At 54.4% G+C, this 25,962-nt stretch carries 26 protein-coding genes; 20 read left to right on the top strand and 6 right to left on the bottom strand.

The window, feature by feature from the left end; all coding sequences use genetic code 11:
- The 5 genes from pabA to hemB are packed head-to-tail and all read left to right on the top strand — an operon-like array spanning position 1 to position 3,898.
- Positions 1–567, top strand: a complete 567-nt coding sequence (gene pabA, locus MPQ_RS12025) for an aminodeoxychorismate/anthranilate synthase component II (protein WP_013443224.1) — start codon at positions 1–3, stop codon at positions 565–567.
- Complete coding sequence (trpD, locus tag MPQ_RS12020; RefSeq protein ID WP_013443223.1) at positions 567–1,592, top strand: anthranilate phosphoribosyltransferase; 1,026 nt, start codon at positions 567–569, stop codon at positions 1,590–1,592. The genes pabA and trpD overlap by 1 nt, the downstream gene beginning before the upstream one ends.
- Positions 1,589–2,050 (top strand): DUF3465 domain-containing protein, encoded by a 462-nt coding sequence (locus MPQ_RS12015; protein WP_013443222.1) that lies wholly within the window; start codon positions 1,589–1,591, stop codon positions 2,048–2,050. Before trpD ends, MPQ_RS12015 begins: the two co-directional genes overlap by 4 nt.
- Positions 2,051–2,091: 41 nt before the next feature.
- Positions 2,092–2,880 carry an indole-3-glycerol phosphate synthase TrpC gene (trpC, locus tag MPQ_RS12010; protein WP_013443221.1) on the top strand — a complete coding sequence of 263 codons (789 nt, stop codon included), beginning with the start codon at positions 2,092–2,094 and terminating at the stop codon, positions 2,878–2,880.
- 13 nt (positions 2,881–2,893) lie between these two features.
- Entirely contained in the window at positions 2,894–3,898 is a 1,005-nt protein-coding gene (gene hemB, locus MPQ_RS12005; protein WP_041362404.1) for a porphobilinogen synthase, read from the top strand.
- A 29-nt stretch (positions 3,899–3,927) separates the two neighbouring features.
- Here hemB and MPQ_RS12000 read toward each other — a convergent pair whose 3' ends face one another.
- Both MPQ_RS12000 and MPQ_RS11995 read right to left on the bottom strand, forming a co-directional pair.
- Positions 3,928–4,587 (bottom strand): hypothetical protein, encoded by a 660-nt coding sequence (locus MPQ_RS12000; protein WP_013443219.1) that lies wholly within the window; start codon positions 4,585–4,587, stop codon positions 3,928–3,930.
- A 107-nt stretch (positions 4,588–4,694) separates the two neighbouring features.
- On the bottom strand, positions 4,695–7,058 hold the full coding sequence (locus MPQ_RS11995) for a penicillin-binding protein 1A (RefSeq protein WP_013443218.1): 2,364 nt from the start codon (positions 7,056–7,058) through the stop codon (positions 4,695–4,697).
- A 160-nt stretch (positions 7,059–7,218) separates the two neighbouring features.
- Here MPQ_RS11995 and MPQ_RS11990 point away from each other — a divergent pair, with 160 nt between their 5' ends.
- The 11 genes from MPQ_RS11990 (at position 7,219) to MPQ_RS11940 (ending at position 18,095) form a co-directional block, all read left to right on the top strand.
- The gene (locus MPQ_RS11990; RefSeq protein WP_015830997.1) at positions 7,219–8,292 is read left to right on the top strand and encodes a pilus assembly protein PilM; all 1,074 of its coding nucleotides are present in this window, start codon (positions 7,219–7,221) and stop codon (positions 8,290–8,292) included.
- Positions 8,289–8,870: a PilN domain-containing protein gene (locus MPQ_RS11985; RefSeq protein ID WP_013443216.1), complete on the top strand. Its 582-nt coding sequence runs from the start codon at positions 8,289–8,291 to the stop codon at positions 8,868–8,870. The genes MPQ_RS11990 and MPQ_RS11985 overlap by 4 nt, the downstream gene beginning before the upstream one ends.
- Positions 8,867–9,499, top strand: coding sequence for a type 4a pilus biogenesis protein PilO (locus MPQ_RS11980; protein ID WP_013443215.1), 633 nt, complete (start codon positions 8,867–8,869; stop codon positions 9,497–9,499). Before MPQ_RS11985 ends, MPQ_RS11980 begins: the two co-directional genes overlap by 4 nt.
- 14 nt (positions 9,500–9,513) lie before the next feature.
- Positions 9,514–10,047, top strand: a complete 534-nt coding sequence (locus tag MPQ_RS11975; protein ID WP_013443214.1) for a pilus assembly protein PilP — start codon at positions 9,514–9,516, stop codon at positions 10,045–10,047.
- A 9-nt stretch (positions 10,048–10,056) separates the two neighbouring features.
- Positions 10,057–12,201, top strand: a complete 2,145-nt coding sequence (pilQ, locus tag MPQ_RS11970; protein ID WP_013443213.1) for a type IV pilus secretin family protein — start codon at positions 10,057–10,059, stop codon at positions 12,199–12,201.
- Between the two features lie 65 nt (positions 12,202–12,266).
- Entirely contained in the window at positions 12,267–12,773 is a 507-nt protein-coding gene (locus MPQ_RS11965; RefSeq protein WP_013443212.1) for a shikimate kinase, read from the top strand.
- 5 nt (positions 12,774–12,778) lie between these two features.
- The gene (aroB, locus tag MPQ_RS11960; protein WP_013443211.1) at positions 12,779–13,858 is read left to right on the top strand and encodes a 3-dehydroquinate synthase; all 1,080 of its coding nucleotides are present in this window, start codon (positions 12,779–12,781) and stop codon (positions 13,856–13,858) included.
- Positions 13,855–14,982, top strand: coding sequence for a deoxyguanosinetriphosphate triphosphohydrolase (locus tag MPQ_RS11955; RefSeq protein WP_013443210.1), 1,128 nt, complete (start codon positions 13,855–13,857; stop codon positions 14,980–14,982). The genes aroB and MPQ_RS11955 overlap by 4 nt, the downstream gene beginning before the upstream one ends.
- A gap of 364 nt (positions 14,983–15,346) precedes the next feature.
- Positions 15,347–16,543, top strand: coding sequence for a porin (locus MPQ_RS11950; RefSeq protein WP_041362402.1), 1,197 nt, complete (start codon positions 15,347–15,349; stop codon positions 16,541–16,543).
- Positions 16,544–16,611: 68 nt separating this feature from the next.
- Positions 16,612–16,863 carry a hypothetical protein gene (locus MPQ_RS11945; protein ID WP_013443207.1) on the top strand — a complete coding sequence of 84 codons (252 nt, stop codon included), beginning with the start codon at positions 16,612–16,614 and terminating at the stop codon, positions 16,861–16,863.
- A gap of 89 nt (positions 16,864–16,952) precedes the next feature.
- Positions 16,953–18,095, top strand: a complete 1,143-nt coding sequence (locus tag MPQ_RS11940) for a class I SAM-dependent methyltransferase (protein WP_013443206.1) — start codon at positions 16,953–16,955, stop codon at positions 18,093–18,095.
- Between the two features lie 41 nt (positions 18,096–18,136).
- Here the strand turns inward: MPQ_RS11940 and ntrC are convergent, their stop codons facing one another.
- The 4 genes from ntrC to glnA form a co-directional block, all read right to left on the bottom strand.
- Positions 18,137–19,525, bottom strand: coding sequence for a nitrogen regulation protein NR(I) (ntrC, locus tag MPQ_RS11935; protein WP_013443205.1), 1,389 nt, complete (start codon positions 19,523–19,525; stop codon positions 18,137–18,139).
- A 44-nt stretch (positions 19,526–19,569) separates the two neighbouring features.
- Complete coding sequence (gene glnL / locus MPQ_RS11930; RefSeq protein WP_013443204.1) at positions 19,570–20,652, bottom strand: nitrogen regulation protein NR(II); 1,083 nt, start codon at positions 20,650–20,652, stop codon at positions 19,570–19,572.
- A 123-nt stretch (positions 20,653–20,775) separates the two neighbouring features.
- Positions 20,776–21,267 carry a DUF4124 domain-containing protein gene (locus tag MPQ_RS11925; RefSeq protein WP_015830989.1) on the bottom strand — a complete coding sequence of 164 codons (492 nt, stop codon included), beginning with the start codon at positions 21,265–21,267 and terminating at the stop codon, positions 20,776–20,778.
- A 114-nt stretch (positions 21,268–21,381) separates the two neighbouring features.
- Entirely contained in the window at positions 21,382–22,791 is a 1,410-nt protein-coding gene (gene glnA, locus MPQ_RS11920; RefSeq protein ID WP_013443202.1) for a type I glutamate--ammonia ligase, read from the bottom strand.
- Between the two features lie 267 nt (positions 22,792–23,058).
- Here glnA and MPQ_RS11915 point away from each other — a divergent pair, with 267 nt between their 5' ends.
- The 4 genes from MPQ_RS11915 (at position 23,059) to MPQ_RS11900 (ending at position 25,939) form a co-directional block, all read left to right on the top strand.
- Positions 23,059–23,514 (top strand): rhodanese-like domain-containing protein, encoded by a 456-nt coding sequence (locus MPQ_RS11915; RefSeq protein WP_013443201.1) that lies wholly within the window; start codon positions 23,059–23,061, stop codon positions 23,512–23,514.
- 17 nt (positions 23,515–23,531) lie between these two features.
- Entirely contained in the window at positions 23,532–24,356 is an 825-nt protein-coding gene (aroE, locus tag MPQ_RS11910) for a shikimate dehydrogenase (protein ID WP_013443200.1), read from the top strand.
- Positions 24,353–25,045, top strand: coding sequence for a monofunctional biosynthetic peptidoglycan transglycosylase (gene mtgA, locus MPQ_RS11905; RefSeq protein ID WP_013443199.1), 693 nt, complete (start codon positions 24,353–24,355; stop codon positions 25,043–25,045). The genes aroE and mtgA overlap by 4 nt, the downstream gene beginning before the upstream one ends.
- 66 nt (positions 25,046–25,111) lie before the next feature.
- Positions 25,112–25,939 (top strand): HDOD domain-containing protein, encoded by an 828-nt coding sequence (locus tag MPQ_RS11900; RefSeq protein ID WP_013443198.1) that lies wholly within the window; start codon positions 25,112–25,114, stop codon positions 25,937–25,939.
- Positions 25,940–25,962 lie beyond the last annotated feature (23 nt).

Here is a 25,962-nt window from a genome sequence, read left to right as displayed (position 1 = left end):
ATGCTGCTGATGATCGATAACTACGATTCGTTCACCTATAACCTGGTGCAATATCTGGGTGAGCTGGGCCAGGATGTGCAAGTCTATCGCAACGATGAAATTGACCTGGCCAAGGTGGCTGAACTGAAGCCGGATCACATTGTGATTTCGCCCGGCCCCTGTACGCCCAATGAGGCAGGTATTTCAGTGCCGCTGATCCATGAGTTTGCTGGCAAGATTCCCCTGCTGGGGGTATGTCTCGGCCACCAGAGCATAGGGCAGGCGTTTGGCGGACGCATCATTCACGCCAAGCAGCTGATGCACGGCAAGACCTCGCAGGTATCCCACAACAATGTCGGGGTGTTCAGCGGTTTGCCCAATCCGTTTACGGCAACGCGTTACCATTCGCTGGTGATTGAGCGCGAAACCATACCGGATTGCCTGGAGATCACGGCATGGACCGACGATGGCGAGATCATGGGCGTGCGGCATAAAACCCTGCCGGTGGAAGGCGTGCAGTTTCATCCGGAATCCATCCTGACCGAGCACGGGCACGATCTCCTGAATAATTTCCTGAAAGCCTACTGATGGACATGACCGTCAAGGCCGCGCTGCAAAAGCTGATCCAGCATCAGAATTTCACCCATGGTGAAATGCTCTCCATAATGCGGCAGGTGATGGGCGGCGAGCTCACGCCTGCGCAGATTGCCGGGCTGCTGATCGGTTTGCGCGTCAAGGGCGAAACGGTGGATGAAATTGCCGCGGCTGCCGAAGTCATGCGCGAGCTTTCCACCAAGGTGGTGGTGGCGGATGACGCCTATCTGATTGATACCTGTGGCACGGGCGGGGCGGTGAACAAGGCCTTCAATGTGTCGACCTGCTCGGCGTTTGTTGCCGCCGGTGCGCAGGCTCGCATTGCCAAGCACGGCAATCGGGCAGCTTCATCCAAGACCGGCAGCGCTGATGTGCTGGAGGCACTGGGCGTCAATATCAACCTGCAGCCGGAGCAGGTCGCCCGCTGCGTGAATGAGGTCGGTATCGGCTTCATGTTTGCGCCTAATCATCATAGCGCCATGAAGCATGCTGGGCCGGTGCGGCGTGAACTCGGCGTGCGTACGTTGTTCAACCTGCTGGGGCCGCTGACCAATCCGGCGGGGGCCAAACGGCAGGTGATGGGTGTATTCCACAAAGACCTGGTGCCCTTGCTGGCGCATGCGCTGCAGCGACTGGGCAGCGAGCATGTTATGGTGGTATTCAGCGCCGATGAGATGGATGAAATTTCGTTCTCTGGCGATACCTATGTGGCGGAACTGAAAGACGGTGTGGTCACGGAATACACCTTGAATCCTCGTGATTTCGGGATGCCTTTGCATGATGTGGATAGCATACGCGTAGAAAATGCGGCGGAATCTGCCGAGTTGATCAAGGCTGTCCTGCGTGGTGAAAAAGGCCCTGCGCGCGATATCGTGCTGCTGAATGCGGGTGCGGCGATTTATGTGGCCGGTCAGGCCGCTACCTTGCAGGCGGGGATTCAGCGTGCTGCCGAGGCGATCGACAGCGGCGCTGCCATGCAGAAACTGGAAGCCCTGCGTAGCCTGGCTGCATCGGCATGAAGCGTTTGATACTGGCAGCGGCGATTGCCGCTGGGTATACCATTTGGCATTTTTCCTCTGCCGCGACTGAAGTGGCGCCAGCTCCCCAGCCCATCGAGCTGGCGCGGCCAGCGACTTGGCAGGATGGCGATGCGGTTATACAGCAGGCGTTTGACCACAGGCTCAGCCATGTGCAGGTCAAGGCGCGTGGCCGCGTGGTGAAGGTGCTCAAGGATGACAACGACGGTACGCGGCATCAGCGCATACTGGTTCGCCTCGAAAACGGCATCACGGTGCTGATTGCCCATAATATTGACCTCGCCCCGCGTATTCCCGCACTGGGCGTTGGCGACGAGCTGGCGTTTTATGGCGAATATGTCTGGAATGCCAAGGGTGGCGTGGTGCACTGGACGCACCATGACCCGCAGCAACGCCATACGCCAGGCTGGCTCGAATACCAGGGCAAAACGTACCAGTAGCAAGCGAATATCCATTAGCGTATTTTTCAATTGGAACCAGCATGTCCGATATCTTGAATAAAATCCTCCGCGTGAAGCAGGCGGAAGTGCAGGCCGCCATGGCCGCCCATCCGCTCGTCATGGTGCAGCGCGACGCGCAGGCCATGCCAGCGCCGCGTGACTTTGTGGGCGCTATTCGCCAGAAGATGAATGCAGGCCAGGCCGCGGTGATTGCCGAAATCAAAAAGGCCAGCCCCTCCAAAGGGGTAATTCGCGAAGACTTCCAGCCTGCCCAGATTGCGGCAAGCTATGAAAAGGGCGGTGCAGCCTGTCTTTCCGTGCTGACCGATCGCGATTTCTTTCAGGGCTCGCCAGAATATTTGCAGCAGGCGCGGGCCGCGTGTGCCTTACCTGTGTTGCGCAAGGATTTCATGATCGAGGCGTATCAGGTGTACGAAGCCCGGGCCATGGGCGCTGATTGCATACTGCTGATCGCCGCCGCCCTGGATCTGCCACGCATGCGCCAGCTGGAAACCATTGCCCATGATCTGGACATGGCGGTGCTGGTGGAAGTGCATAACGGGGAAGAGCTTGATTTGGCGCTGCAGCTGGAGACGCCTTTGCTCGGGATCAATAACCGCAATCTGCGCACGTTTGAAGTGACGCTGGATACCACGCTGGGATTATTGCCGCGCATTCCGGCGGGCAAAATCGTCGTCACCGAATCCGGTATTTTTACGCCGGAAGATGTAGCCCTGATGCGTCAGCATGAGGTGCATACCTTCCTGGTGGGCGAGGCGTTCATGCGCCAGCCTGAGCCAGGTGCCGAACTCGCCCGTGTATTTGCCTGAGGAGTATCACCCCATGTCCGCATCCAGCAAACAATTCCTTATGAGCCGTCCGCGCCGCATGCGCCGTGATGCCTTTTCACGTCGCTTGATGCGCGAAAACGTCATCACGACAAATGACCTGATTTATCCGGTATTTGTGCTGGATGGCGAGCAGCGTCAGGAGGAAGTAGCCTCCATGCCGGGTGTGGTGCGGCAGAGCATAGATCACCTGCTGCAAACAGCGGCTGAATGCGTGCGTCTGGGAATTCCTGCACTGGCCTTGTTCCCGGTGGTGGATCAGGCAGGCAAGAGCCTGGATGCCAATGAAGCCTATAACCCGCAAGGTTTGGTGCCGCGCGCCGTGCGTGCACTCAAGCAGGCGCACCCTGAACTCGGCATCATCACCGATGTGGCGCTGGACCCCTACACCACGCATGGTCAGGATGGCTTGATTGATGACAGTGGCTATGTGCTGAACGATGAAACCGTGGAAGTGTTGATCCGCCAGGCGCTATGCCATGCCGAAGCAGGTGCTGACGTAGTGGCACCATCGGACATGATGGACGGCCGCATAGGTGCCATTCGTGAGGCCTTGGAGCAACACGGGCATATTCATACCCGCATCCTGGCCTATTCGGCTAAGTATGCATCAGCGTTTTATGGGCCGTTTCGGGATGCGGTTGGCTCGTCGTCAAATCTGGGACGGGGCAACAAGTACAGTTATCAGATGGACCCTGCCAATTCAAATGAAGCATTGGTTGAAGTTGCGCTAGATCTAGAGCAAGGGGCGGATATGGTGATGGTGAAACCCGGTATGCCATATTTGGATATTGTGCGTCGTGTCAAAGATGAATTTGGGGTGCCGACCTATGCCTATCAGGTCAGCGGCGAATATGCCATGCTGAAAGCGGCCTCGCAAAATGGCTGGCTCGATGAGCAGGCCTGCGTCATGGAAGCCATGCTGGCTTTCAGGCGTGCAGGTGCTGACGGAATCCTGACTTACTTTGCGATGGATGTAGCGCGCTGGTTGCGTGGCTAGCGCATTTCTTCAAAAACGCGCTTTAATCACTACATTTCAAGTTCCGGATTTAACCGGGACAAGGCGATCAACGCTTTAAGGCCATCCAGGTTGACACGACTGGAAGCCTGTCCGTTTGCCGGACTGCGGGTGGGGGTGCGGAGGTCGTCTATTTCAAATACGCTGAGCCGGATCAGGCCATGCGGCCCTTCCAGTGTAAATACCGGGACCTTCTTGCGGTCCCCGCCTTTACGGTCACTGCTGCGCCTTTCGCTGACGCGGTAGGATTTTTCGTTGGTTTCATAAGGAATCTGCTGATTCAGCAGGAACATCTCGACATCCTTGAGGCTGTCGGCGAAGAGATGGATGTGGGTTTCCGCAAATTTGCCGGCGGTGCCGTCCAGTACCGGGCCGGTCAAGTGTGGATTGAAGCGTTCCAGCAGCCGCATCACAATCACGGCGTCGGCCCTTAGCTGGCGCAGGTTTTCCGGCTGATCTTCGCTGTTGTAAATCTCGTGATAGAGCCGGATTTCTTCTTCAATCTCGCTATTGGTCGGCAGGCAATTGATGTCAGTGGCCCCCAGCTGCTTGCCCGCCTTGCGCTTGGCATGGCTGAAGTCGGTGATGCCCTCTTCGGCCATCATGCGCGCCGCCTGCTGTGCAATCAGCTGTCTCAGATGCTGCTGTCGGCCTGAACTGTCTTTTGCCATGATGCCTGCTCTACCTCGCCCGTGAGGGCATTGCTAACGCTTTATAAAATCTCTGTAAATCGCTCGCCAGAACAACGAATCTTCCCTAACCCCAGACTTCCGTCACGCTAGAACAACTGATCAGCCCGGGTGGGATCCGTCGCCGTGGATTCTGGCGGTTTGCTGGTCGGGAAGCCTGGAATCGGACTGAAGGTATTGTCTTCCGCTTCTGGTGGCATGAATTCCTGATAGAAGTATTCATATATGCCGCTTTCATCATCGCTCACCCGCATGCCGGTGTGGGGGTTGATCTTCACCGATGTGATGCCCTGAGGCACAGAGTACGGCTCATCCGGCATATTGCGCAAGGCGCTGGTCATGTAGTCTATCCAGATCGGCAATGCGGCGCGACCGCCGGTTTCATTGCTGCCAAGCGAGCGTGGCTGGTCATAACCGATCCAGGTGATGGCGACTTGTTTCGGGTTAAAGCCTGCAAACCAGGCATCGACCTGGCTATTGGTGGTGCCGGTCTTGCCCGCAAGGTCATAACGGCCAATCTGGCGGGCCTTGGCCGCGGTGCCGATACGTGCCACGTCCTGCATCATGGAGGTCATGAGGAAGGCGTTGCGGCCATCAATCACCCGCACGGCATTTTTGCCAACTTCATCAAACTTGGTTTCTTCGATTACCTTGCCGCGTGGGTCCACGATCTTGCTGATGATGTAAGGGCGTACACGGTAGCCGCCATTGGCAAACACGGCATACGCACCTGCCATCTGCCAGGGGGTTACAGAGCCAGAACCCAGCGCCATGGCCAGATAGGGAGGGTGATCCTTGGGCGAGAAGCCAAAGCGGGTAATGTAATCCTGCGCGTAACGCACGCCTATGCTTTGCAAAATGCGGATGGAGACCATGTTCTTGGACTTGGTCAGCGCGGTACGCATGCGCATCGGGCCTTCGTAGGTGTTGTCGAAGTTTTTGGGTTCCCATGCCGAGCCACTGCCGGTTTCGGCAGCCGACAGCGTGAGCGGTTCATCCTCGATCATGCTGGCTGGAGTGAAGCCTTTTTCCAGCGCGGCTGAATAGATGAATGGCTTGAAGCTGGAACCCGGCTGGCGCCAGGCCTGTGTCACGTGGTTGAACTTGTTGCGGTTGAAATCAAAACCGCCGACCAGCGCACGTACCGCCCCGTTGGAAGGGTCCAGCGCAATAAAGCCCGACTGCACTTGGGGCAGTTGCGTAATCTGCCAGCCATCCGTGGTCTTCACGATGCGAACAATGGCCCCCGGTTGCAGCTTGCGCTTGGTCGGGTCTTTTTCATTCAGTGTTTTCTGCACCAGTGACAGGCCGTTGCCGGTGATCTGGATATCTTCGCCGCTCTGCGAATGCACGGTCACCAGTTTGGGACTCAGGTTGATGACCATGGCAGGGATCAGGCCATTTGATACCTCTATCTCATCCAGGGCCTTGTCCACCCAGTTGGCTTCCTCTTCGGTGCCGTGTGCGGGTGGATGAATCACTTTTTCCGGGCCGCGATAGCCATGGCGGCTATCGTAATCCAGTATGCCTTGCAGCACGGCCTTGTTCGCGGCCTCCTGGTTGGATTTGCGGATGGTGGTGTAGACCTTGAGGCCGCTGGTGTAGATGTCATCCTTGTAGCGCTGATACATCATTTGCCGGGCGATTTCGGCCACATAATCGGCAGACAGGTCGCGCACTTGCTTGGTCTGACGGAATTTTTGCGGCTCTTTTAAAGCATTGTTGTAAGTATTTTCATCGATGTAGCGCAATTCCTGCATGCGCCGCAAAACGTAGTGCTGGCGCGCTGTGGCGCGTTTTGGATTGGCAAAAGGGTTGTAGCGGGAAGGTGCTTTTGGCAATCCGGCCAGCATGGCGGCTTCCGCCACACTCAATTTATTTAAAGGCTTGCCGTAATAGACTTGTGAAGCTGCGGCAAAACCATACGAACGCTGCCCCAGGTAGATCTGGTTGATATAAAGCTCAAGGATCTGATCCTTGGTCAGGTTGTGTTCAATCTTGATGGCCAGCAGGGCTTCACTGAGTTTGCGCGAAGCGGTTTTTTCGCTGGAGAGAAAGAAGTTGCGGGCGACCTGCATGGTAATGGTGCTGGCGCCTTCCTTGAAGCTGCCGGAGGTGACGTTGGCAATGGCGGCGCGCAGGATGCCCATGGTGTCTACCCCGCCGTGCTTGTAAAAGCGTTCATCTTCAGCGGCAAGAATGGCGTGTTTGAGTGAGGCGGGTACATCCTCTATTTTGATGAAGGCGCGGCGCTCTTCACCAAATTCACCGATGAGGTAATTGTCCTCGGAATATACCCGTAATGGCACCTTGGGTTTGTAGTCCGTCAGTGCATCAAGCGAGGGTAGTTCCGGGTAGATAAGGGTGGCCGCGAGGCCGATGAGCGCAGTGAAAACCAATCCGAGTACCAGGGCAATCAGAATCAGAAACTGCCACCATTTTTTGGGAAGCATGGAGAGATTTAATCAGTAAACGATGTGGGGACATTATATGAGTCTGATCGGCCAAATGGAAAAATATAATTCGCTTTACACTATTTAAACTTGTTGCTAGCATTTAATGTAAATTATTAGTGTTGCGCGTAACTACTCAATATAGAAAGGGAATTTCATTTTGAAATTCGACTTTTTCAAAGAAAAGACGCAGCCGTTGGTGGGGGTGGACATAAGCGCTAGCTCCGTCAAAATGGTCGAGCTGTCGACGGGAAGCAAGGGTGGTTACCACCTGGAGGGGTACGCTATCGCCTCGCTGGCCAAAGATGCTGTCGTCGATGGCAACATTGCCGGTCTTGAGCAGGTGGCAGATGCCGTCAAGCGCGCCTGGAAGCTGCTCGGTTCCCGCGAAAAACGCACAGCACTGGCGTTGCCAGCTGCGGCTGTTATCAGTAAAAAAGTCATCATGCCTGGCGGCTTGCGCGAAGAAGAGATGGAGCTGCAAGTCGAGGGCGAAGCCAATCAATACATCCCGTTCTCGCTGGATGAAGTCAATATCGATTTTCAAGTGCTGGGCCCCGCTCCCAGCAGCCCAGAAGAAGTTGAAGTCCTGATTGCCGCTTCCCGTAAGGAAAAAATCGAAGATCGCGTTGCCGCGGTGGAAGGTGCTGGACTCAAGGCGCTGGTGGTTGATGTGGAAACCTACGCTACCGAGGCGGCCTACACGCTGATCGCCAATCAATTGCCCAATCAGGGGCGTGAGCAGACCGTGATGATTGTGGATATTGGCGCGGTGATGACCCACATCAATGTGCTGCACAACAATCAATCGGTTTACATCCGCGAACAGACGTTCGGTGGCGGCCAGCTTACCCAGGAAATCCAGCGTCGCTTTGGCCTCACGCCAGAAGAGGCCGAAATCTCCAAACGCAAGGGTGGCCTGCCAGAAAGCTACGAGGCCGAAGTCATGCAGCCCTTCATGCAGACCCTGGCGCTTGAAGTGGCGCGCGCCCTGCAATTCTTCACGAGTTCAACCCAGTACAACCGCGTCGACCATATCGTTCTGGCGGGCGGGTGTGCGGCGATTCCCGGCATTGATGCCCTGGTGCAGGAGCGCACCCAGGTAAATGCGATGATCGCCAACCCGTTTGCGGGCATGACGATCAACCCCAAGATCAAGCTGCAGCAATTAATGGCCGATGCGCCATCCATGCTGATTGCTTGTGGGCTGGCGATGCGCGGGGTGCATGCATGATCAGAATCAACCTGCTGCCACACCGGCAGATCAAACGCGCCGAGCGTCAGCGTGAATTCAACCTCATGCTGGTGGGTACGTTGATTCTGGGCGTCGTCATTGTGTTTATGGTGCAGACCTTTATCGGTGCCAATATTGACTCCCAGGTTAATCGCAATACCCGGCTTGAACAGGCGAACACGCAGCTTGACCAGCAGATTGCCGAGATCAAGGAGCTGAAAAACGAAATCAGTGCGGTGCTTGAGCGCAAGCAGGTGGTGGAAAACCTGCAAACCAACCGTAGCCAGACCGTAATGGTGCTGGATGAATTGTCACGTGAGCTGCCAGAAGGAATGTTCCTTAAATCGATCAAGCAGCAAGGCAGCGTCATTACCATTGAAGGCATCGCGGATACCAATGCGCGTGTGGCTGCCCTGGTGCGTAACCTTTCCAGCTCGCCTGCCATGGAGTCGCCCAGCCTGGTCGAAATCAAATCCGCTACCGTGAATGGCATGAAGCAGAACGACTTCATCATGAACGTCAATATCAAGATCCGGCAGCCTGACAGCGCTGATGAGCCCAAGGGCAAAATCTCATGAATTTACAGGATTTCAACCAGATTGATCTGAAGACCGCTGGCAACCTGCCTTTGCCGGTGAAGGCGGTATTGCTGGGCGTGATGTTGCTGCTGATTGTGGCGGCTGGTTACTGGTTTGTCTGGAGCCCGTCGCTGGAAGAACTGGATCAGGCCAAAGCGAAGGAAGGCCAGTTGCGCGAAGTATTTGTCACCAAAAAGCGCCAGGCCATCAATCTGGAGGCTTACAAAAAGCAGATGGTGGAAATCGAGCGAACATTTGGCGCACTGCTGAAGCAGTTGCCCGATAAATCCCAGATGGATGGCTTGCTCACCGATATCAACCAGGTGGGCCTGGAGCGTGGCCTGGAGTTTGAGCTGTTCAAACCCGGTCAGGAAGTGGTGGCGGATTTTTATGCCGAGATGCCCATTTCCATCAAGGTGATAGGTAACTACCACGATCTTGGCCTGTTTGCGGCGGATGTATCTCGCCTTTCTCGCATCGTGACTTTGAACGACATTGCGATCAGCAGCGCCAACAAGGATAGCAAGGATTCGAAGCTGGTCATGGAAGCCGTCGCCAAGACCTACCGCTATCTGGATGCCAATGAAGTGGCCGCCAAAAAAGCCGCTGACAAAGCGATCAAGAAATAAGGATGCGGCCAATCATGATGAATAATTCCCCAACCTCCACCCTGGCATCGCTGCACGTGTTTTGCGCCATGTGTCTGGCATTGGTGCTCAGTGCCTGCGGCGGTGATCAGGGCGATGACCTTGACCAGTTCATGCAGAACGCGGCCAAGGACATGAAAGTCAAGATCGAACCTATCCCCGAAGTGAAGCCTTACAGCCCGTTTGAGTACAACGCGGATGGCACCTTGCATGATCCATTCAAGGCACGCAAGGCTCAATCCGGAAGAGGCTTGCAGCCCAATCTCAGTCGTGCACGTGAGCCGCTGGAGGGTTATCCGCTGGAAAGCCTCAAGTATGTGGGGTCGCTCAGCAAAGCCAATTTGAAGTATGCCTTGATAAAAACGCCGGATGAAAATATCCAGCAAGTAAAAATAGGCAATTACGTGGGTCAAAATTTCGGGATCGTGACCGATATAAATGATGACGCAGTGGTATTAAAAGAAATCGTACAGGACGAGCTCAGCGGCGACTGGACGGAAAGAACTTCAAGTATGGGATTGCAGGAATAGGGTGGTGAAATGACATACAGCAAATTTTTTAGCGGCCTGGCGGGCATCTTCGTGATGTTGACGCTAGTTTCACCGGCAGCGGCTGCGGATGAGCAGAACGCATTCCTCAACAAAATTGAAAAGGTCGAGTTTTCCGCCATGCCCGGTGGGCGTGTCGCCGTACGTATTCAGACTACGCAGCCGCTTTCGAATGTGCCTGCCGGTTTTACCCTGACCAATCCATCCCGTATCGCGCTGGATTTCCCCGGTGTGGGCAATGGCCTGCAGCGCAACAGCTTGCCTGCCGAGCAGGGCGTGCTGAAAAGTGTAAGCCTGGCACAGGCAAAAGACAGAACCCGGATGGTGCTGAATCTCAGCAAGTCTGTGGGCTATAGCACCAGTACCGATGGCAATGCCACGATTATTCTGTTGCAAACCACCGAAGTTGCTGCCAACCAGACCACGGTGACCCGCTTTGCCGAGCCCAAGGCGGGCGACAAATCGCATAGTGTGACCAATGTGGATTTCATGCGCGGCAAGAATGGCGAAGGCCGCGTGATGGTGGATTTGTCTGATCCTGCCGCCGGGATTGATATCCGCCAGCAAGGCAAAACCATCGTGGTGGATTTTGTGAATACCGATATTGCCGCTTCCTTGCAACGTCGGCTTAACGTCATCAACTTCAATACGCCTGTGCTGTATGTCGATGCCATGCAGCAGGGCAAGAATACCCGCCTGGTGATTGAGCCCAAAGGCAACTGGGAGCAGTCTGCCTATCAGGCGGACAAGAAATTCATTATTGATGTACGTCCGGTGGTGGAAGATCCCAACAAGCTGGTGCAAGGCAGCAAGCCTGGCTATGCCGGTGAAAAGCTTTCCCTGAATTTCCAGAATATTGACGTGCGCTCTGTGCTGCAGGTGATTGCCGACTTCACCGGCTTGAACATCATCACCAGCGATACGGTATCTGGCAATCTGACTTTGCGTTTGAAAGATGTGCCTTGGGATCAGGCGCTGGATATCATCATGTCCAGCAAGGGCCTTACCCAGCGTAAATCCGGCAATGTGATCATGGTGGCGCCGATGGAAGAAGTGGCCGCCAAGGAGAAGCTGAGTCTGGAAGCCAGCCAGCAGATTGAGGATCTGGAGCCCGTGCGTACGGAAGTCTTCACCTTGAAATACATGAAGGCCGAATCGCTGAAAAATATCCTCACCGATGAAAAGCAGAAGATATTGTCCAAGCGTGGCAGTGCCGTGCTGGACCCCAGAACCAATACCGTGTTTGTGCAGGATACCGCCAAGCATCTGGAAGAAATCCAGCAGATCATCAACAAGACCGATATTCCTGTGAAGCAGGTGATGATCGAGTCGCGCCTGGTGATTGCGGATGAAAAATTTGGCAAGAGCCTGGGGGCACGTTTTGGCATGACCCAGCAAAGTGCCGATGGCAGAAACGTGATTGGCGGCACCTTGGGTAACCGTATTACTGAAGTGTCCAGCGATGGCACCATCACTCAAGGTACACATAACGGCACCATCCAGACCGCGACCACAGGCAGCACGGCGACCAGCTCCGATGGTGAGCCCGACCTGATGTCCAATCTGCCGGTTTCCAATGCTTACGGCAACCTGGCCTTTACCCTGCTGCGGCTGCCAGCCGGTTTGCTGCTCAACCTTGAGTTGTCGGCACTGGAAACAGATAAGCGTGGCAAGGTGGTGTCCAGTCCGCGTGTGACCACGGCCAACCAGAAAAAAGCCCAGATCCAGCAAGGTACCAAGATTCCGTATTTGCGTGCCAGCAGCAGTGGTGCAACCAGCGTGCAGTTTGTGGATGCGACGCTGAGTCTGGAAGTGACCCCGCAAGTCACGCCGGATGACAAGATCATCATGGATCTCACCATCAAGAAAGACCGTGTCGGCCAGATTTTCTCAGGTGTGCCATCGATTGAAACGCAGAGTGTGGATACCCAGGTACTGGTATCTAACGGTGAAACCGCCGTGCTGGGTGGCATTTACGAGCAGACCGAACGTAATGACGTGGACAAGGTGCCCTTCTTTGGTGATTTACCTTTTGTGGGTAACGCGTTCAAGCGCCGCGTGAGGCAGAATGACAAAACCGAACTGCTGATTTTCATCACGCCCAAGATCATGGATGACAATCTGTCTATCCGCTAGACAATATCTGACAGTCCGAACGTAATCCCTTAAAATGCCTGTTATGAAAATAACAGGCATTTTTTATGGCGGGGAACATCTTTTTTGTCGGGCTGATGGGTGCAGGCAAAACCACCGTGGGCCGTGTGCTGGCCAAGCATCTGCATAAAGCGTTCTACGATAGCGACCACGAGATTGAGCGCCGCACTGGCGTCAGCATTCCTTACATTTTTGAAGTGGAAGGCGAGGCGGGATTTCGTCGCCGTGAAAGCGCCATGATAGATGAGCTGGTACGCATGCCTGATGTGGTGGTCGCCACCGGCGGCGGCGCTGTACTGCTGGATGAAAATCGCAAGAACCTTAAGCAGCATGGCACCGTCATTTACCTTAGAGCGCATGTGAACGAGCTGTGGATCCGGACGCGCAACGATAAAAATCGCCCCTTGCTGCAAACGGCAGACCCGCGCAAGCGACTGGAGCAATTATTCGAGCAGCGCGACCCTTTGTATCGCGAAGTGGCGCATCATGTGGTGGATACAGGCGGCCAGTCGGTTAACACCATTGTTCACCAGATTGAATCATTGATTGGTTAAGGAATATGCAGACATTACAGGTTGAGTTGGGCGAGCGCGCCTATCCTATCCACATAGGCAGTCATTTGCTGGCGCGGGCGGATTTGATCCTGCCGCATCTCAAGCGCAAGCAGGTGGCTATTGTGACCAATACCACGGTCGCGCCGCTGTATCTGGATCAGCTGTCGCAAACATTGCAGGCCGCGGGTGTTGCTGTTATCCCCATCATCCTGCCCGATGGTGAGCAGTACAAAAACAGCGATACCCTGAACCTGATCTACGATGCCTTGCTGCAGCACCGGTGCGAGCGCAGCACTACGCTGATCGCGCTGGGTGGCGGAGTGATTGGCGACCTGACGGGCTATGCTGCGGCCACCTATTTGCGTGGTGTGCCTTTCATTCAGATTCCCACTACCTTGTTATCGCAGGTGGATTCCTCTGTGGGTGGCAAAACCGGGATCAACCATCCCCTGGGCAAAAACATGATAGGCGCGTTTTATCAGCCGCAGCTGGTGCTCGCTGATATTGCCACCTTGCATACCCTGCCAGCGCGTGAGTTATCTGCGGGCCTTGCCGAGGTTATCAAATACGGCCTGATTCGCGACTTGCCGTTTTTTGAATGGCTAGAGGCCCATATGACCGAGCTGGTGGCCTTGGATGAAGATGCCTTGCGTTACGCGATCTATCGCTCATGCGAAAACAAGGCCGAAGTGGTTGCCAAAGATGAGCGTGAGTCTGGTGAGCGTGCCCTGCTGAATCTTGGCCATACCTTCGGGCATGCCGTGGAGAATGCCATGGGTTATGGCGTATGGTTGCATGGTGAGGCAGTGGCGGCTGGCACCATGCTGGCGGCTGATTTGTCGCGGCGCATGGGCTGGTTGTCCGATGCGGATATTGCCCGCATGCGTGCTATTTTTGTAGCGGCTGGATTGCCGGTGGAAGCGCCAGCGCTGGGTGTGGAGCGTTATTTGGACCTGATGGGGCTGGATAAAAAGGTGGTAGACGGCAAGATTCGTTTTGTCCTGCAGCAAGGCATAGGCAAATCTCTGGTGACCAGCGATTATGATAAAGCCGCCTTGCAAGCAACGCTGGCGTTGGCAGCATGAGCCGCCTGGCGAACTACGCAGCCCATCCCGAGCGCAGCCTGGGGCGGCGGCATGCCGAGCCAGACCCGCAGGGTCGCAACCAGTTTCAACGCGACCGCGATCGCATCATTCACTCCAGCGCCTTTCGTCGGCTGGAATATAAAACTCAGGTGTTCGTGAATCACGAGGGCGATTTGTTTCGTACCCGCCTGACGCACAGCCTGGAAGTGGCGCAGATTGGTCGGGCCATTGCGCGTAATTTAAACCTGCATGAAGACCTGATCGAAGGGATTGCCCTGGCCCACGACCTGGGGCATACGCCATTTGGCCATGCCGGGCAGGATGCCTTGAATGAATGCATGCGCGATTACGGTGGGTTTGAACATAACCTGCAATCCCTGCGCGTGGTTGATCACCTTGAGCAGCGCTACGCCGAGTTTGATGGCCTGAACCTGACCTTTGAAATGCGCGAAGGCATACTCAAGCATTGCTCGCTGAAAAACGCCAGAAAGCTGGGCGATGTGGGCGAACGCTTCATCAACAAGACGCAACCTTCACTCGAGGCGCAGGTGGCGAATCTGGCAGATGAGATTGCCTACAATAATCACGATGTGGATGACGGCTTGCGCTCCGGCCTGATATCGCTAGACCAGCTCGCTGAAGTCGCCATTTTTGCCGAGCACCTGCAACAGGTCAAAGACAAATACCCCAATCTGGCGGATCGTCGTCTGATCCATGAAACCATACGTCGGATGATCAATACCCAGATCGTCGATTTGTGCAGTGAAAGTAGCCGTCACATTGCCGAACATGCACCTTCTTCCATTGAAGAAGTCCGTCAAACGCCAGCGCTGATCAGTTTCAGTGCAGGCATGGCCAAACAGCAGGCCGAGCTCAAAAAGTTTCTGCGCACCAAGCTTTACCGCCATTACCGCGTTAATCGCATGAGCAATAAGGCGCATCGCATCATTACCGAGCTGTTTCGCGAGTTCATGCTGGACAGCACCATCATGCCTGACGAGTTTCAGCAACGTGCTGAACAAGACAAGCCCCGCGCGGTGGCTGACTATATAGCAGGCATGACCGATCGATATGCCATGCGTGAATACCAGCGCATGTTTTCGATCTCAGAACGCGAGCTTTAAATAGCGGGTTGAGGGCCTCATGCCAGTGGGGTTGGGGTTCTTTGCTGAATTCTGCATTGTCATCTCGATGGTGCGCGCCATCTCTTTTAATCTCTTAGAAGAATCTCCTAAGGGGCTGATGACATTATTAATTTCTTCCAACACTCAGCCCTTATTTTCAGTGCAAATTTACACAAAGCTACATCGTGTTGCATGAAAACAACATTTGTTAATAAATTGTAACGAAATCGTATATTTGTCTTGCGGCGCAACTTTCGACTTTGGCATACTGCATCTACCTTCTCGCAAGGGGAGTTCGCGAACTCTTTCGATGCACATGCAAAAAGTGTACGAAAGTTAATATAAAACGCATTAGGAGATTTATATGAACAAGAAACTGGGCCTGGCAGTAGCTGGTGCTGTAATGGCATTTGGCGCATCTGCTGCTAACGCTGCAATCACCATCCCTGCTGGTGATTGGACAATCGACATCGGTGGTAACGTTAACGCTTACTACACTCACACCAAGTTCTCTGGCGACCTGAAGACTGCAGGTACCGAAGACGTAGCTAACACCGTGCAAACCGGTCTGCTGCCTTCCGCTCTGGGTATCGGTGGTAAGACTCGTCAAAACGATCTGGATATCGCATTCCAATTCACATTCTTCACCGGTGTTGATTCTGGTAATGGTGGCGCAGCTGGTGGTAACAACAGCCTGAACATTCGTCAAGCTTACTTGACTTTCGGTGACAAGAGCTGGGGTACTATCAAGGCTGGTCGTGATCTGGGCATCTTCGGTTCTGACGCTATCCTGTCTGACATGACTCTGCTGGGCGTTGGTATTGGCGCTGGTAGCGGTGGTTCTTCCACTCTGGGCCGTATTGGTTCTGGTTATATGTACGCTGACTGGGTTGGTCAAATTTCCTACATTTCTCCAAACTGGAATGGTTTCAGCTTCGCTGTAGGCGTTCGTGAGCCTTGGTCTAACTCTGCTGATGCTAGTGGCAGTGCCAATGGTAGTAACAGCGATATCCGTAACGACATGGGTTATGAAGGTAAGGTCAGCTACGAATGGACTGGCGACTATGCTGGTAAGGTTTGGTTGGGCGCGATCAGCCAGAAGCATGACGTAAACACTGGTTCTGTAGACAACTACACTTCCCGCGGTTGGGATCTGGGTGGTAAGGTTAACCTGGCTGGTGTAGGCCTGGTTGGTTACTACTACGATGGTAAGGGCTTGTCCGGTTCTACCGCTGCTAGCCTGAGCACTGCAGCTAACGGTCTGCTGTTCCTGAATGGTCAGAAGTCTGACGACAAGGGTGGCTATGTACAAGCTACTTACGCTCTGCCAGGCGTTGGCACCAAGCTGGGTCTGTCTTACGGTGTAAGCAAGTCCGAAGCTGATGCTACCAACGTTAAGTTTGAGAACAAGTCTTGGATCGTTGGTGCTTACCACCCTCTGACCAAGAGCCTGAATCTGGTTGCTGAATACACCGACAACAAGCTGGAAAACATCGGTTACAGCGCTGGTCAAGACGGCAAGGCTAAGACCGTGTCTCTGGGCGCGATCCTGTTCTTCTAAGATTTATTCTTAGTTGAATTGAAGCTTAAACGGCACCTTCGGGTGCCGTTTTTATTTAGGAAGATAAAATGAAATTAGTATTTATTGGTTTGTTTGTATTGGCTTTACCCGGATGTGCACAGTTGATGCATGGTGAGCAACAGCCTGTGGTGCCCAAGGGCAATGGCGAGTATTACACCTCATGCAGTGGTGCGGTCGAGGACTGGAATTCCTGTCACGTAAAAGCCCTTAAGGCTTGCGCTGGCGAATATGAAACGATCAAGAAGAATGAAAGTGCAGTGGGCGGTCGACGTGAGTTGACGTTCCAATGCGTGCGTTAAGTTGGCTTTAATTCAGAAATAGCATGGGGTTGCGCGACTTGATTGGTCGCGTGGTCTCATGATCACCAAGCGCTAAGTGACAGACAGATATGGCATTCAATCAACAAGCTCCGGTAAGTCTATTACAGGCATTGCGTACGGCACATCAATTGCATGCCGCGGGCGATCAAAAACAAGCAGAGCTTATTTGCCAGCAAATACTCGCCGCTGATGCCCGACAGCCAGATGCGATTCATTTGCTTGGGGTGATCGCCCTGCAGGATGGCAATATGGAAAAGGCGACACAGCATTTTCAAAAAGCCATCAAGATCAATAGCAAAAATCCGCAATTCCATAGCAATTTAGGCTTGGCCTGGCACGAGCAGGGTAAGCTCAAAGAGGCTGAGCAGTGCTATAAGGCGGCGATTGCGCTGGATGCCCGCTATCTGGATGCCTGGTATAACCTGCATGCTTTGTTGATTCGGTCGGGAGATTATCTGCCGGCCTGCGAGGCTTTAAGCAACGTGTTGGCGTTGAATCCACATGATCAGGAGGCGCGCTTGATGCTGGCGATTCTGCTGGAGTATGCAGGCAAGCCGAATCAAAGCCTGCGGATGGAACAGATGCTGGATGTTACCAGCCCGCTGATGAAAGCGCGTCTGGATGCCTGGCATTATTTCCGTGCGTTGTCAGAGAAGCCGCTGATTACGGGGAGCAACCTTGCGACGTTCAAACGTGCCGTTGCTCAAGCCAATATCAAGGGCCTGGTAATGGAGTTTGGGGTGCGACATGGCAACAGCATCCGGCAGCTGGTACAGCTGGTCGGGCAAGAAGCGCATGGTTTTGACAGCTTTCAGGGTTTGCCTGAGGATTGGCATGCCGAATCTCGAGGCAGTTACTCGACCAAGGGCGTGATACCCAAAGTGCCGCCTATGGTTAAACTGCACGCCGGGTGGTTTGATGAAACCTTGCCTTTATTCGTGGCAAAACACGAAGGCCCTGTTCGTCTCATCAACATCGACTGTGATATCTACAGCTCAACCAAGACTGTGCTGGACACGCTGGCAGAGCGTATTGTTCCAGGCACGGTGATCGTGTTCGATGAATACATCGGTAACGAGCATTGGCGCGAGGATGAATACAAGGCTTTCCAGGAGGCGGTCGTTGCTTATGGTTGGCGCTACGAATATCTGGCCGTGAGTTTCTTTACCAAGCAGGTGGTGGTGAAGATTACCGAGGTGGGCCAGCACTGATCACTGGCCCGGTGTCCTCGTATGCTTATCGTTTCGTTTTATTATTCCTCTATCCCTAACTCCTGAATCTTGCGGGTCAGGGTGTTGCGGCCCATACCGAGTTGTGTCGCTGCTTCGATGCGACGGCCCCCGGTATGGCTCAGCGCACGGCTAATCAGGATTTTCTCGAATTCCTTGGTGCGTGTTTCCAGAATTTCCTGCTCCCCGCGATTGAGCGCATCCATGACTTCCGCTGCCAGCGCTTCTTGCCAGGAGGTGGCGGTAGTTGGCTTGCTGCTATCCTCCTTCAATTCTGGCGGCAAATCTGCCACATCAATATTCTGGCCTGGCGCCATCACGGTCAGCCAGTGGCAGACATTCTCAAGCTGCCGCACATTGCCGCTCCAGCTCATGGTGGCAAGGTAACGTAGCGCACTTGCAGACGGTTGTTTGGCTTCTACGCCGAGCTCTTGCGCGCTTTGTTGCAGGAAGTGCTTGACCAGCAGAGGCACATCCTCACGACGCTCGCGCAAGGGCGGCAGACGCAGGCGTATCACATTCAGCCGGTGGAACAAGTCTTCACGGAACAGGCCGAGCTTCACGCGCTCCTCCAGATCCTGGTGAGTGGCGGCAATGATGCGCACATTAACCTTGACGGGTTGATGCCCGCCGACGCGATAAAACTGGCCATCGCACAACACGCGCAGCAAGCGCGTTTGCAGATCAGAAGGCATGTCGCCAATTTCATCCAGAAACAGGGTGCCGCCATCGGCTTGTTCAAAGCGGCCGCGTCGTGCTGCCTGCGCGCCGGTGAAGGCGCCGCGTTCATGGCCGAACAGCTCGGACTCCAGCAGATCCTTGGGGATGGCTGCCGTGTTGATCGCGATAAAGGGTTTGTCTGCGCGCGGACTATGCCGATGCAGGGCGCTGGCAACCAGCTCTTTGCCGGTGCCTGATTCGCCATTAATGAGTACGGTGGCATGCGAGCGGCTCAAGCGGCCAATGGCACGGAATACCTCCTGCATGGCAGGGGCCTGGCCAATGATTTCGGGTGTCGCTTCTGGTGTAACGGCTTCCGTGGCCTGACGCATGCTTTCTTCAACGGCGCGCCGGATGATCTCAATCGCCTGGTCTACATCAAAAGGCTTGGCCAGATATTCAAAAGCGCCACCCTGAAATGCCGCAACGGCACTTTCGAGATCGGAGTATGCCGTCATGATGATGACAGGAATCTCAGGCAGGCGTTTTTTTACCTCATCGAGGAAGTCGAGGCCAGAACCGTTGGGCATGCGAATGTCGCTGACAATCACTTGTGGTTCTTCCCGGGTGAGCGCATTGAGTGCCTCGGGCACGGAGGCAAAGGTCTTGAAATCCATGTCGGTGCGCGCCAGCGCTTTTTCAAAGACCCAGCGTATCGATTTGTCGTCGTCAATAATCCAGATAGGTTTCATAGCTTGCCTGTGTGTTTAAAATCGTTCATGTGTTCTACGTGAGTTTACTGCTTGGCAATAAAGCCTTTCATGGCGGTCGTTTCGATGGGTAGCAGAATGGTGAAACAGGTTTTGCCTGGTTCGCTCTCGCATTCAATCATGCCGTGATGCTGGGTGATGAATGTCTGTGCCAGCGTCAGCCCGAGGCCGGAGCCACCTTCGCGGCCGGAGACCAGTGGGTAAAAAATGCGGTCGCGGATATCAGGAGGAATCCCAGGGCCGTTGTCGATAATCTGCAGGCGTATCGCCACCCGGTAGCGTTTCTTGGCTAGCGTTACCTGCCGTTCGGCGCGGGTGCGTAGGGTGATCTGCCCCGTCCCCTGCATGGCCTGTGCAGCATTGCGGGCGATATTGAGCACGGCTTGTATCAGTTTCTCACGATCGCCAATCAGCTCGGGCAGGCTGGTGTCGTAATCGCGCTTGACCATAATGGCTTTGGGTGACTCCGCCAGCAACAGGCTGCGCACGCGTTCCAGCACCTCATGAATATTCGTGGGTTCGTACTTGGGCACGCGGTGCGGCACCAGCAAGCGATCCATCAGTGACTGCAGGCGATCCGCCTCTTTGATGATGACCTGGGTGTATTCGCGCAAATTGACCTGTGGCAGTTCATGCTCCAGCAATTGTGCCGCCCCGCGCAGCCCGCCCAGCGGATTACGGATCTCGTGGGCGAGATTGCGTAACAACTCAGCGTTCGCTTGCTGCTGGATGAGCATGCGTTCCTCGCGCGCAATGCGCAGTTGCTGATCCATCTGCTGGAACTCAAGTACCAGGCAGGCCGGATTCACATCCACCGGGGTCACCGTGCAAGTGACGGCGACTGAACTTTGGCGCATGGTGGTGATGAGAAACTCATGTTCGCGAAATGGACTGCGATTGCTGATCGCATTTTCCACGGCCGAGTGCAGGATTTCGCATTCAGGAAATACCTGAAAAATATCCAGCCCGGTAATCTGTTTGGCGCTTAATGCAAACAGGATTTCAGCCCCCGGATTGGCATATATGACCTTGCGGGAATCATCCAGCAGGATGACGGCAGTGGCGAGATGTTCGAGACCAGCGAATGTGGGAGGAATAATATGTACCATGGCAGTGGTTAAGCAAAAGCCAGGCCAGAGCATGGCGTCAAAGCGGTGAAAAAGCGTTGCATAAGATTGACCTTAAGGATGTTGAATCTGCATCTTTAACACGCAACACCATGAAAATTCAGCTTATTTCATGCCATTGAGCTCTTTTTGCAGCAGCTTTACATTGTTTTCGTGCGTGTCGACATCGGCTTTCAGCCGGCGCATTTTTTCTTCAAATTTTGTGACGTTTCTCAAGGTCTTGCCATCGGCAGTGCGATACACCTCGGGGTTAGCGCTGCCTTCGTTATAAGCTTGTCTTGCTTCTTCCAGCGCTTTTTTCTCTGTGGCGAGTTCATCCTGCAAAATCTGCCGGCGGGTATCATCCCGGCGGGTTTGCGTGCTCCTGTCTACCTTGGGAAAGTCCGAAGGCGTAGGCGTTCTTGCCCGCTCTTTTTTGCCTGAGGGCACGGGCAAGGCATTGTCGCCTTTCAGGAAAAGCTGGCAATTCTTGTAGAGGGTCCGCGTTTTGGCGTCCGTGAATGTCGGTTGGCCTGACTCATCAACGCATTTATAGATATCGGCCGCTTGCACCGTCAATCCAGCTAGCAAGCCGCAACACAGCAATAGAAATTTCATGCATTGAGTTTAGATGAGAAGCCATCGGGTGGCAACGCGCGCCAGTTAACAGGTGCGCAAGAGTGGCAGGCAATAAAAAAGGCGGGTTGCCCCGCCTTTTTTAACATGCTGTGATTAGCAGCTGTAGTACATGGCGAACTCGATAGGATGCGGTGTCATGCGCATTCTGGTGACTTCTTCCATCTTCAATGCGATGTAGCTGTCGATCCAGTCATCGGAGAACACACCACCACGGGTGAGGAACTCGCGATCCTTGTCCAGATATTCCAGTGCTTGTTCCAGGGAGGAGCAAACGGTTGGGATCGCTGCATCTTCCTCAGGAGGCAGATGGTAGAGATCCTTGGTTGCTGGCTCACCTGGGTGAATCTTGTTCTGTACGCCGTCCAGACCAGCCATCAGCAGGGCGCTGAATGCCAGGTATGGGTTGGCAGTAGGATCAGGGAAGCGAGCTTCAACGCGGCGAGCCTTGTCGGAATGCACGAAAGGAATACGGATCGAAGCTGAACGGTTCTTGGCAGAGTAAGCCAGCTTAACTGGAGCTTCAAAGCCTGGAACCAGACGCTTGTAGGAGTTGGTGCCTGGATTGGTGATCGCATTCAGCGCGCGAGCGTGCTTGATGATGCCGCCGATGTAGTACAGGGCGAACTCGGACAGGCCAGCGTAGCCGTTGCCTGCGAACAGGTTCTTGCCATCTTTCCATACGGATTGGTGCACGTGCATGCCGGAACCGTTGTCGCCAACGATAGGCTTAGGCATGAAGGTGGCGGTTTTGCCGTAAGCGTGAGCGGTGTTCAGCACAACGTACTTCAGCAATTGGGTCCAGTCGGCACGTTGTACCAGGGTGCTGAACTTGGTGCCGATTTCACATTGACCAGCCGTTGCCACTTCGTGGTGGTGCACTTCAACAGGCACGCCCATGTTTTCAAGGGCGATGACCATGGCTGAGCGCAGATCCTGGAAGGAATCGACTGGAGGTACTGGGAAGTAGCCGCCCTTTACGCCAGGACGGTGACCGGTGTTGCCGCTTTCGAACTTCTCGCCAGATGCCCATGCACCTTCTTCGGAGTTGATCTTGACGGAACAGCCTTCCATGCCAGCATTCCACTGGATGGAGTCGAAAATGAAGAATTCGGGTTCTGGACCGAAGTAGGCGGTGTCGCCCAGACCGCTGGACTTCAGGTAAGCCTCAGCGCGTTTTGCCAAGCTGCGTGGGCAACGGTCGTAGCCCTTGCCGTCGGTAGGATCTACCACGTCACAGCTCAGAATCAGTGTAGGTTCGTCCATGAATGGATCGATATTGGCAGTCTCAGGATCAGGCATCAGTTGCATGTCGGAAGCTTGAATACCTTTCCAGCCAGCGATAGATGAACCGTCGAATGCGTGGCCTTCGGTAAATTTGCTTTCATCGAACGCTGAGATGGGTACAGTTACGTGCTGTTCTTTACCTCTGGTATCGGTGAAACGGAAATCAACAAACTTGATGTCATTTTCCTTCACCATTTTCATTACGTCGGCTACCGCCATTTCATTCTCCTAAAACGTAAAAGCGTAAATTAAGTAATCAAACCCCATGGTTTGATAGAAAAACTGCTGAATGTATCTAGCAGGAAACGTGCCATCGGAAACCCCGAGATTCTCATTTTCACATAATCACTTAGAAAAGAGAATAAAAAAGCGGGGCACCGAATTCGGGCGATCATCGGGGCAAATGCACCAAATTGGTGCCTTTGGCTCAGGTCGCAAAATTCTCGCTATACTTCGGGGTAAATCTACAAAATAATCGAGTGCACCATGGAAACTATCAATCAAATATTACAAAAAGCCAAGCAGCGCGCTCAGGTAAACAATTTGCCTTATGCAGGCGCTCTGACGCCAGAGGAAGCGCAGCAGCTGATGGCATCCGCTCCGGGCGCCTGTCTGGTGGATGTAAGAAGCCGCGCAGAGCTTGAGCTAGTGGGGCGCGTTCCTCAGGCATTGAGCATTGAGTGGGCATTTTATCCCGGCATGGTCGCCAACCCTGATTTTGCTGCGCATCTGGACAAGCAGGTGGATCGCGAAGCGCTGGTGATGTTTTTGTGCCGCACGGGTGGCCGTTCGCACAATGCGGCAGTGCTGGCTAACTCCATGGGATACACCGAGGCTTACAACATACTGGAAGGTTTTGAAGGCGCTACCGATCCGCAAACGGGTCAGCGTGGCAAGATTAATGGCTGGAAAGCGGCTGGCCTGCCCTGGACGAATAGCTAAATACAGACAGGGTCGTGATGATGGATCGTTATGCCGTGATCGGCAACCCGGTCGAGCACAGCAAGTCGCCGCTGATACACCACATGTTTGCCGAGCAAACCTCGCAGCAGCTCGAGTACGGCCGTGTGCTGGCTCCCCTTGATGCGTTCGTTGAGACCGTGCAGGCCATGCGGGCGCAAGGCTATAAAGGCGCCAACGTTACGGTGCCGTTCAAGCTGCAGGCATATGCCCTGGCAACGCAGCTGACCGAGCGTGCCCACGATGCCGGTGCCGTTAATACCCTGATGTTTCAGGGCGAGCACATCATTGGCGATAACACCGATGGCGCTGGCCTGGTACGGGATATTCAGGATAATCTGGCGATTCCCTTGCACGGCAAGCGCGTGCTGTTGATCGGGGCTGGCGGTGCTGCCGAAGGCGTGTTGCATCCCATTCTGGCCCAGCAGCCTGCTCTGCTGGTCGTGGCCAATCGTACGCTGGACAAGGCGCTTGCCATGGTGCGCAAAGTGGAAGCGCAGGGCGAGCTGCTGTATGTCTCGGTACAGGCGCTGGCCTTTGAAGATCTGCCGGGCCAGGCGTTTGATGTGGTGGTGAATGCCACTTCTGCCGGATTGACCGACTCTCAGTTACCCTTGCCGCCCAGCATGTTTGCGGCAGGATCCCTAGCTTACGACATGATGTATGGTCGGGAGACCCCCTTCATGGCCTTTGCCCGCGCGCATGGCGCTGAGCATGTGGTGGATGGCCTCGGCATGCTGATTGAGCAGGCCGCCGAATCGTTTTATCTGTGGCGCCAGGTGCGGCCTGATACCGCCCCCGTGATTGCACATTTCAAATCATGACATGGCGCCAATGGATATGGCGCGGCCTCTTGGCCTTGCTTCTGCTGATTGTGTTGTATCAGCTCTGGATATTCCTGCATATCTGCTGGTGGGTGCAGCACAATCCGGATAGCAGTGCTTTCATGCGCGATCGCCTGGAATTGCTGCAGGAAGATAAACCCGGTGCAGAGCTGCGGCATCAGTGGGTGCCTTACAGCCAGATATCCATACATCTGAAACGCGCAGTGATCGCCGCCGAGGATTCCCGGTTTGTCGAGCATGAAGGCTTTGATTGGGATGGTATCCAGAAAGCCTATGAGAAAAACCTGAAAAAAGGCCGTATCGTGGCGGGTGGCTCTACCATCAGCCAGCAGCTTTCCAAAAATCTGTTTCTGTCGACGCGCCGCACACCCTGGCGCAAACTGGAAGAGGCCATGATCACGCTCATGCTGGAAAAAATGATGAGCAAGCGGCGTATTTATGAGATTTACCTGAATGTGATTGAGTGGGGGAATGGCGTATTTGGTGCCGAAGCCGCTGCAAGGTATTACTTTCATACTAATGCAAAGGGCCTGACAGCACCGCAAGCCGCCAAACTCGCTGCCATGGTGCCAAATCCGCGCTATTATGACAGCCATCGAAATGCACGCGGCTTGCTGAAAAAAACGGGCATCATCCAGGCGCGGATGAATGCTGTTAGTGTTCCTTGAGCGCCAGCCGTAATCAGAAGACCGGAAGCAATCCCGGCAACAACAATTAGTGGGGGTGATCTCAAGATGGACGTGGTAGACAAGTTTTTCCATTCAATACTCAACCTGCCAACCTTGCCCAAGGTCGTGCAGGAAGTCATTCTGATGCTGGACAATGAAGACGTGGACCTCAGCCAGCTGGGCGCGCGAATTGCGCACGATCAGGTGCTCTCGGCCAAAGTGCTGCGCATGGCCAACTCTTCCTATTACGGTGTCAGCCGCACCATCAAGACGATCCCTGATGCCATTTCGGTGATTGGGGTCAGCAAGCTGCGCACACTGGTGATTGCCTCTGGGGTAACCGGTACCTTTACCACCTTGCCCGGGCTCGATATCAATCGCTTCTGGCGTCACAGTCTGGTGACCGCAGCTGTTGCCGGCAAAATCAGTCAGGAGCTGAAAAAGCCCACCGAGACGGCCTATCTGGCAGCCCTCATGCACAGCATCGGGCAATTGCTCATTCATATCGTGTTCCCTATCCAGGCAGCCGAGATTGATGAAGAGTGCAAAGGCCTGAGTGTGATTGAGCGCAAGGCCCTGGAAAATGCCACGCTGGGGCTGGATCATTGCCAGGTTGGTGCCGAGCTGGCACGTCGCTGGAATTTCCCTGAGGATATTCAGCGCGTGATTCGCTACTACGCTGACCCGCTGGATAAAATGGCGTGCGATCTGGCGCCTGTAGTGTTCATGGCAGCGCACATCGCGTTTGGTCTGGAAAATCTGGAAGAGTCAGCCCACATTGCCGAAACGCTGAAGCCTGAGGTGGCAAAAGCGCTGGGCGTGGACCGTATTGAATGGATAGAGCGCATCGACAGTTATCGTCCGCTGATCCCGGAAGCAGAAAGCTTTCTTTAAGACCTGACGTTACTGTTTATAAA

The organism is Methylovorus sp. MP688 (genome assembly GCF_000183115.1).
Taxonomy (GTDB): Bacteria; Pseudomonadota; Gammaproteobacteria; order Burkholderiales; family Methylophilaceae; genus Methylovorus; species Methylovorus glucosotrophus.
The sequence above is the reverse complement of the archived record's forward strand: the minus strand, read 5'-3'. Positions and strand labels throughout refer to the sequence as shown.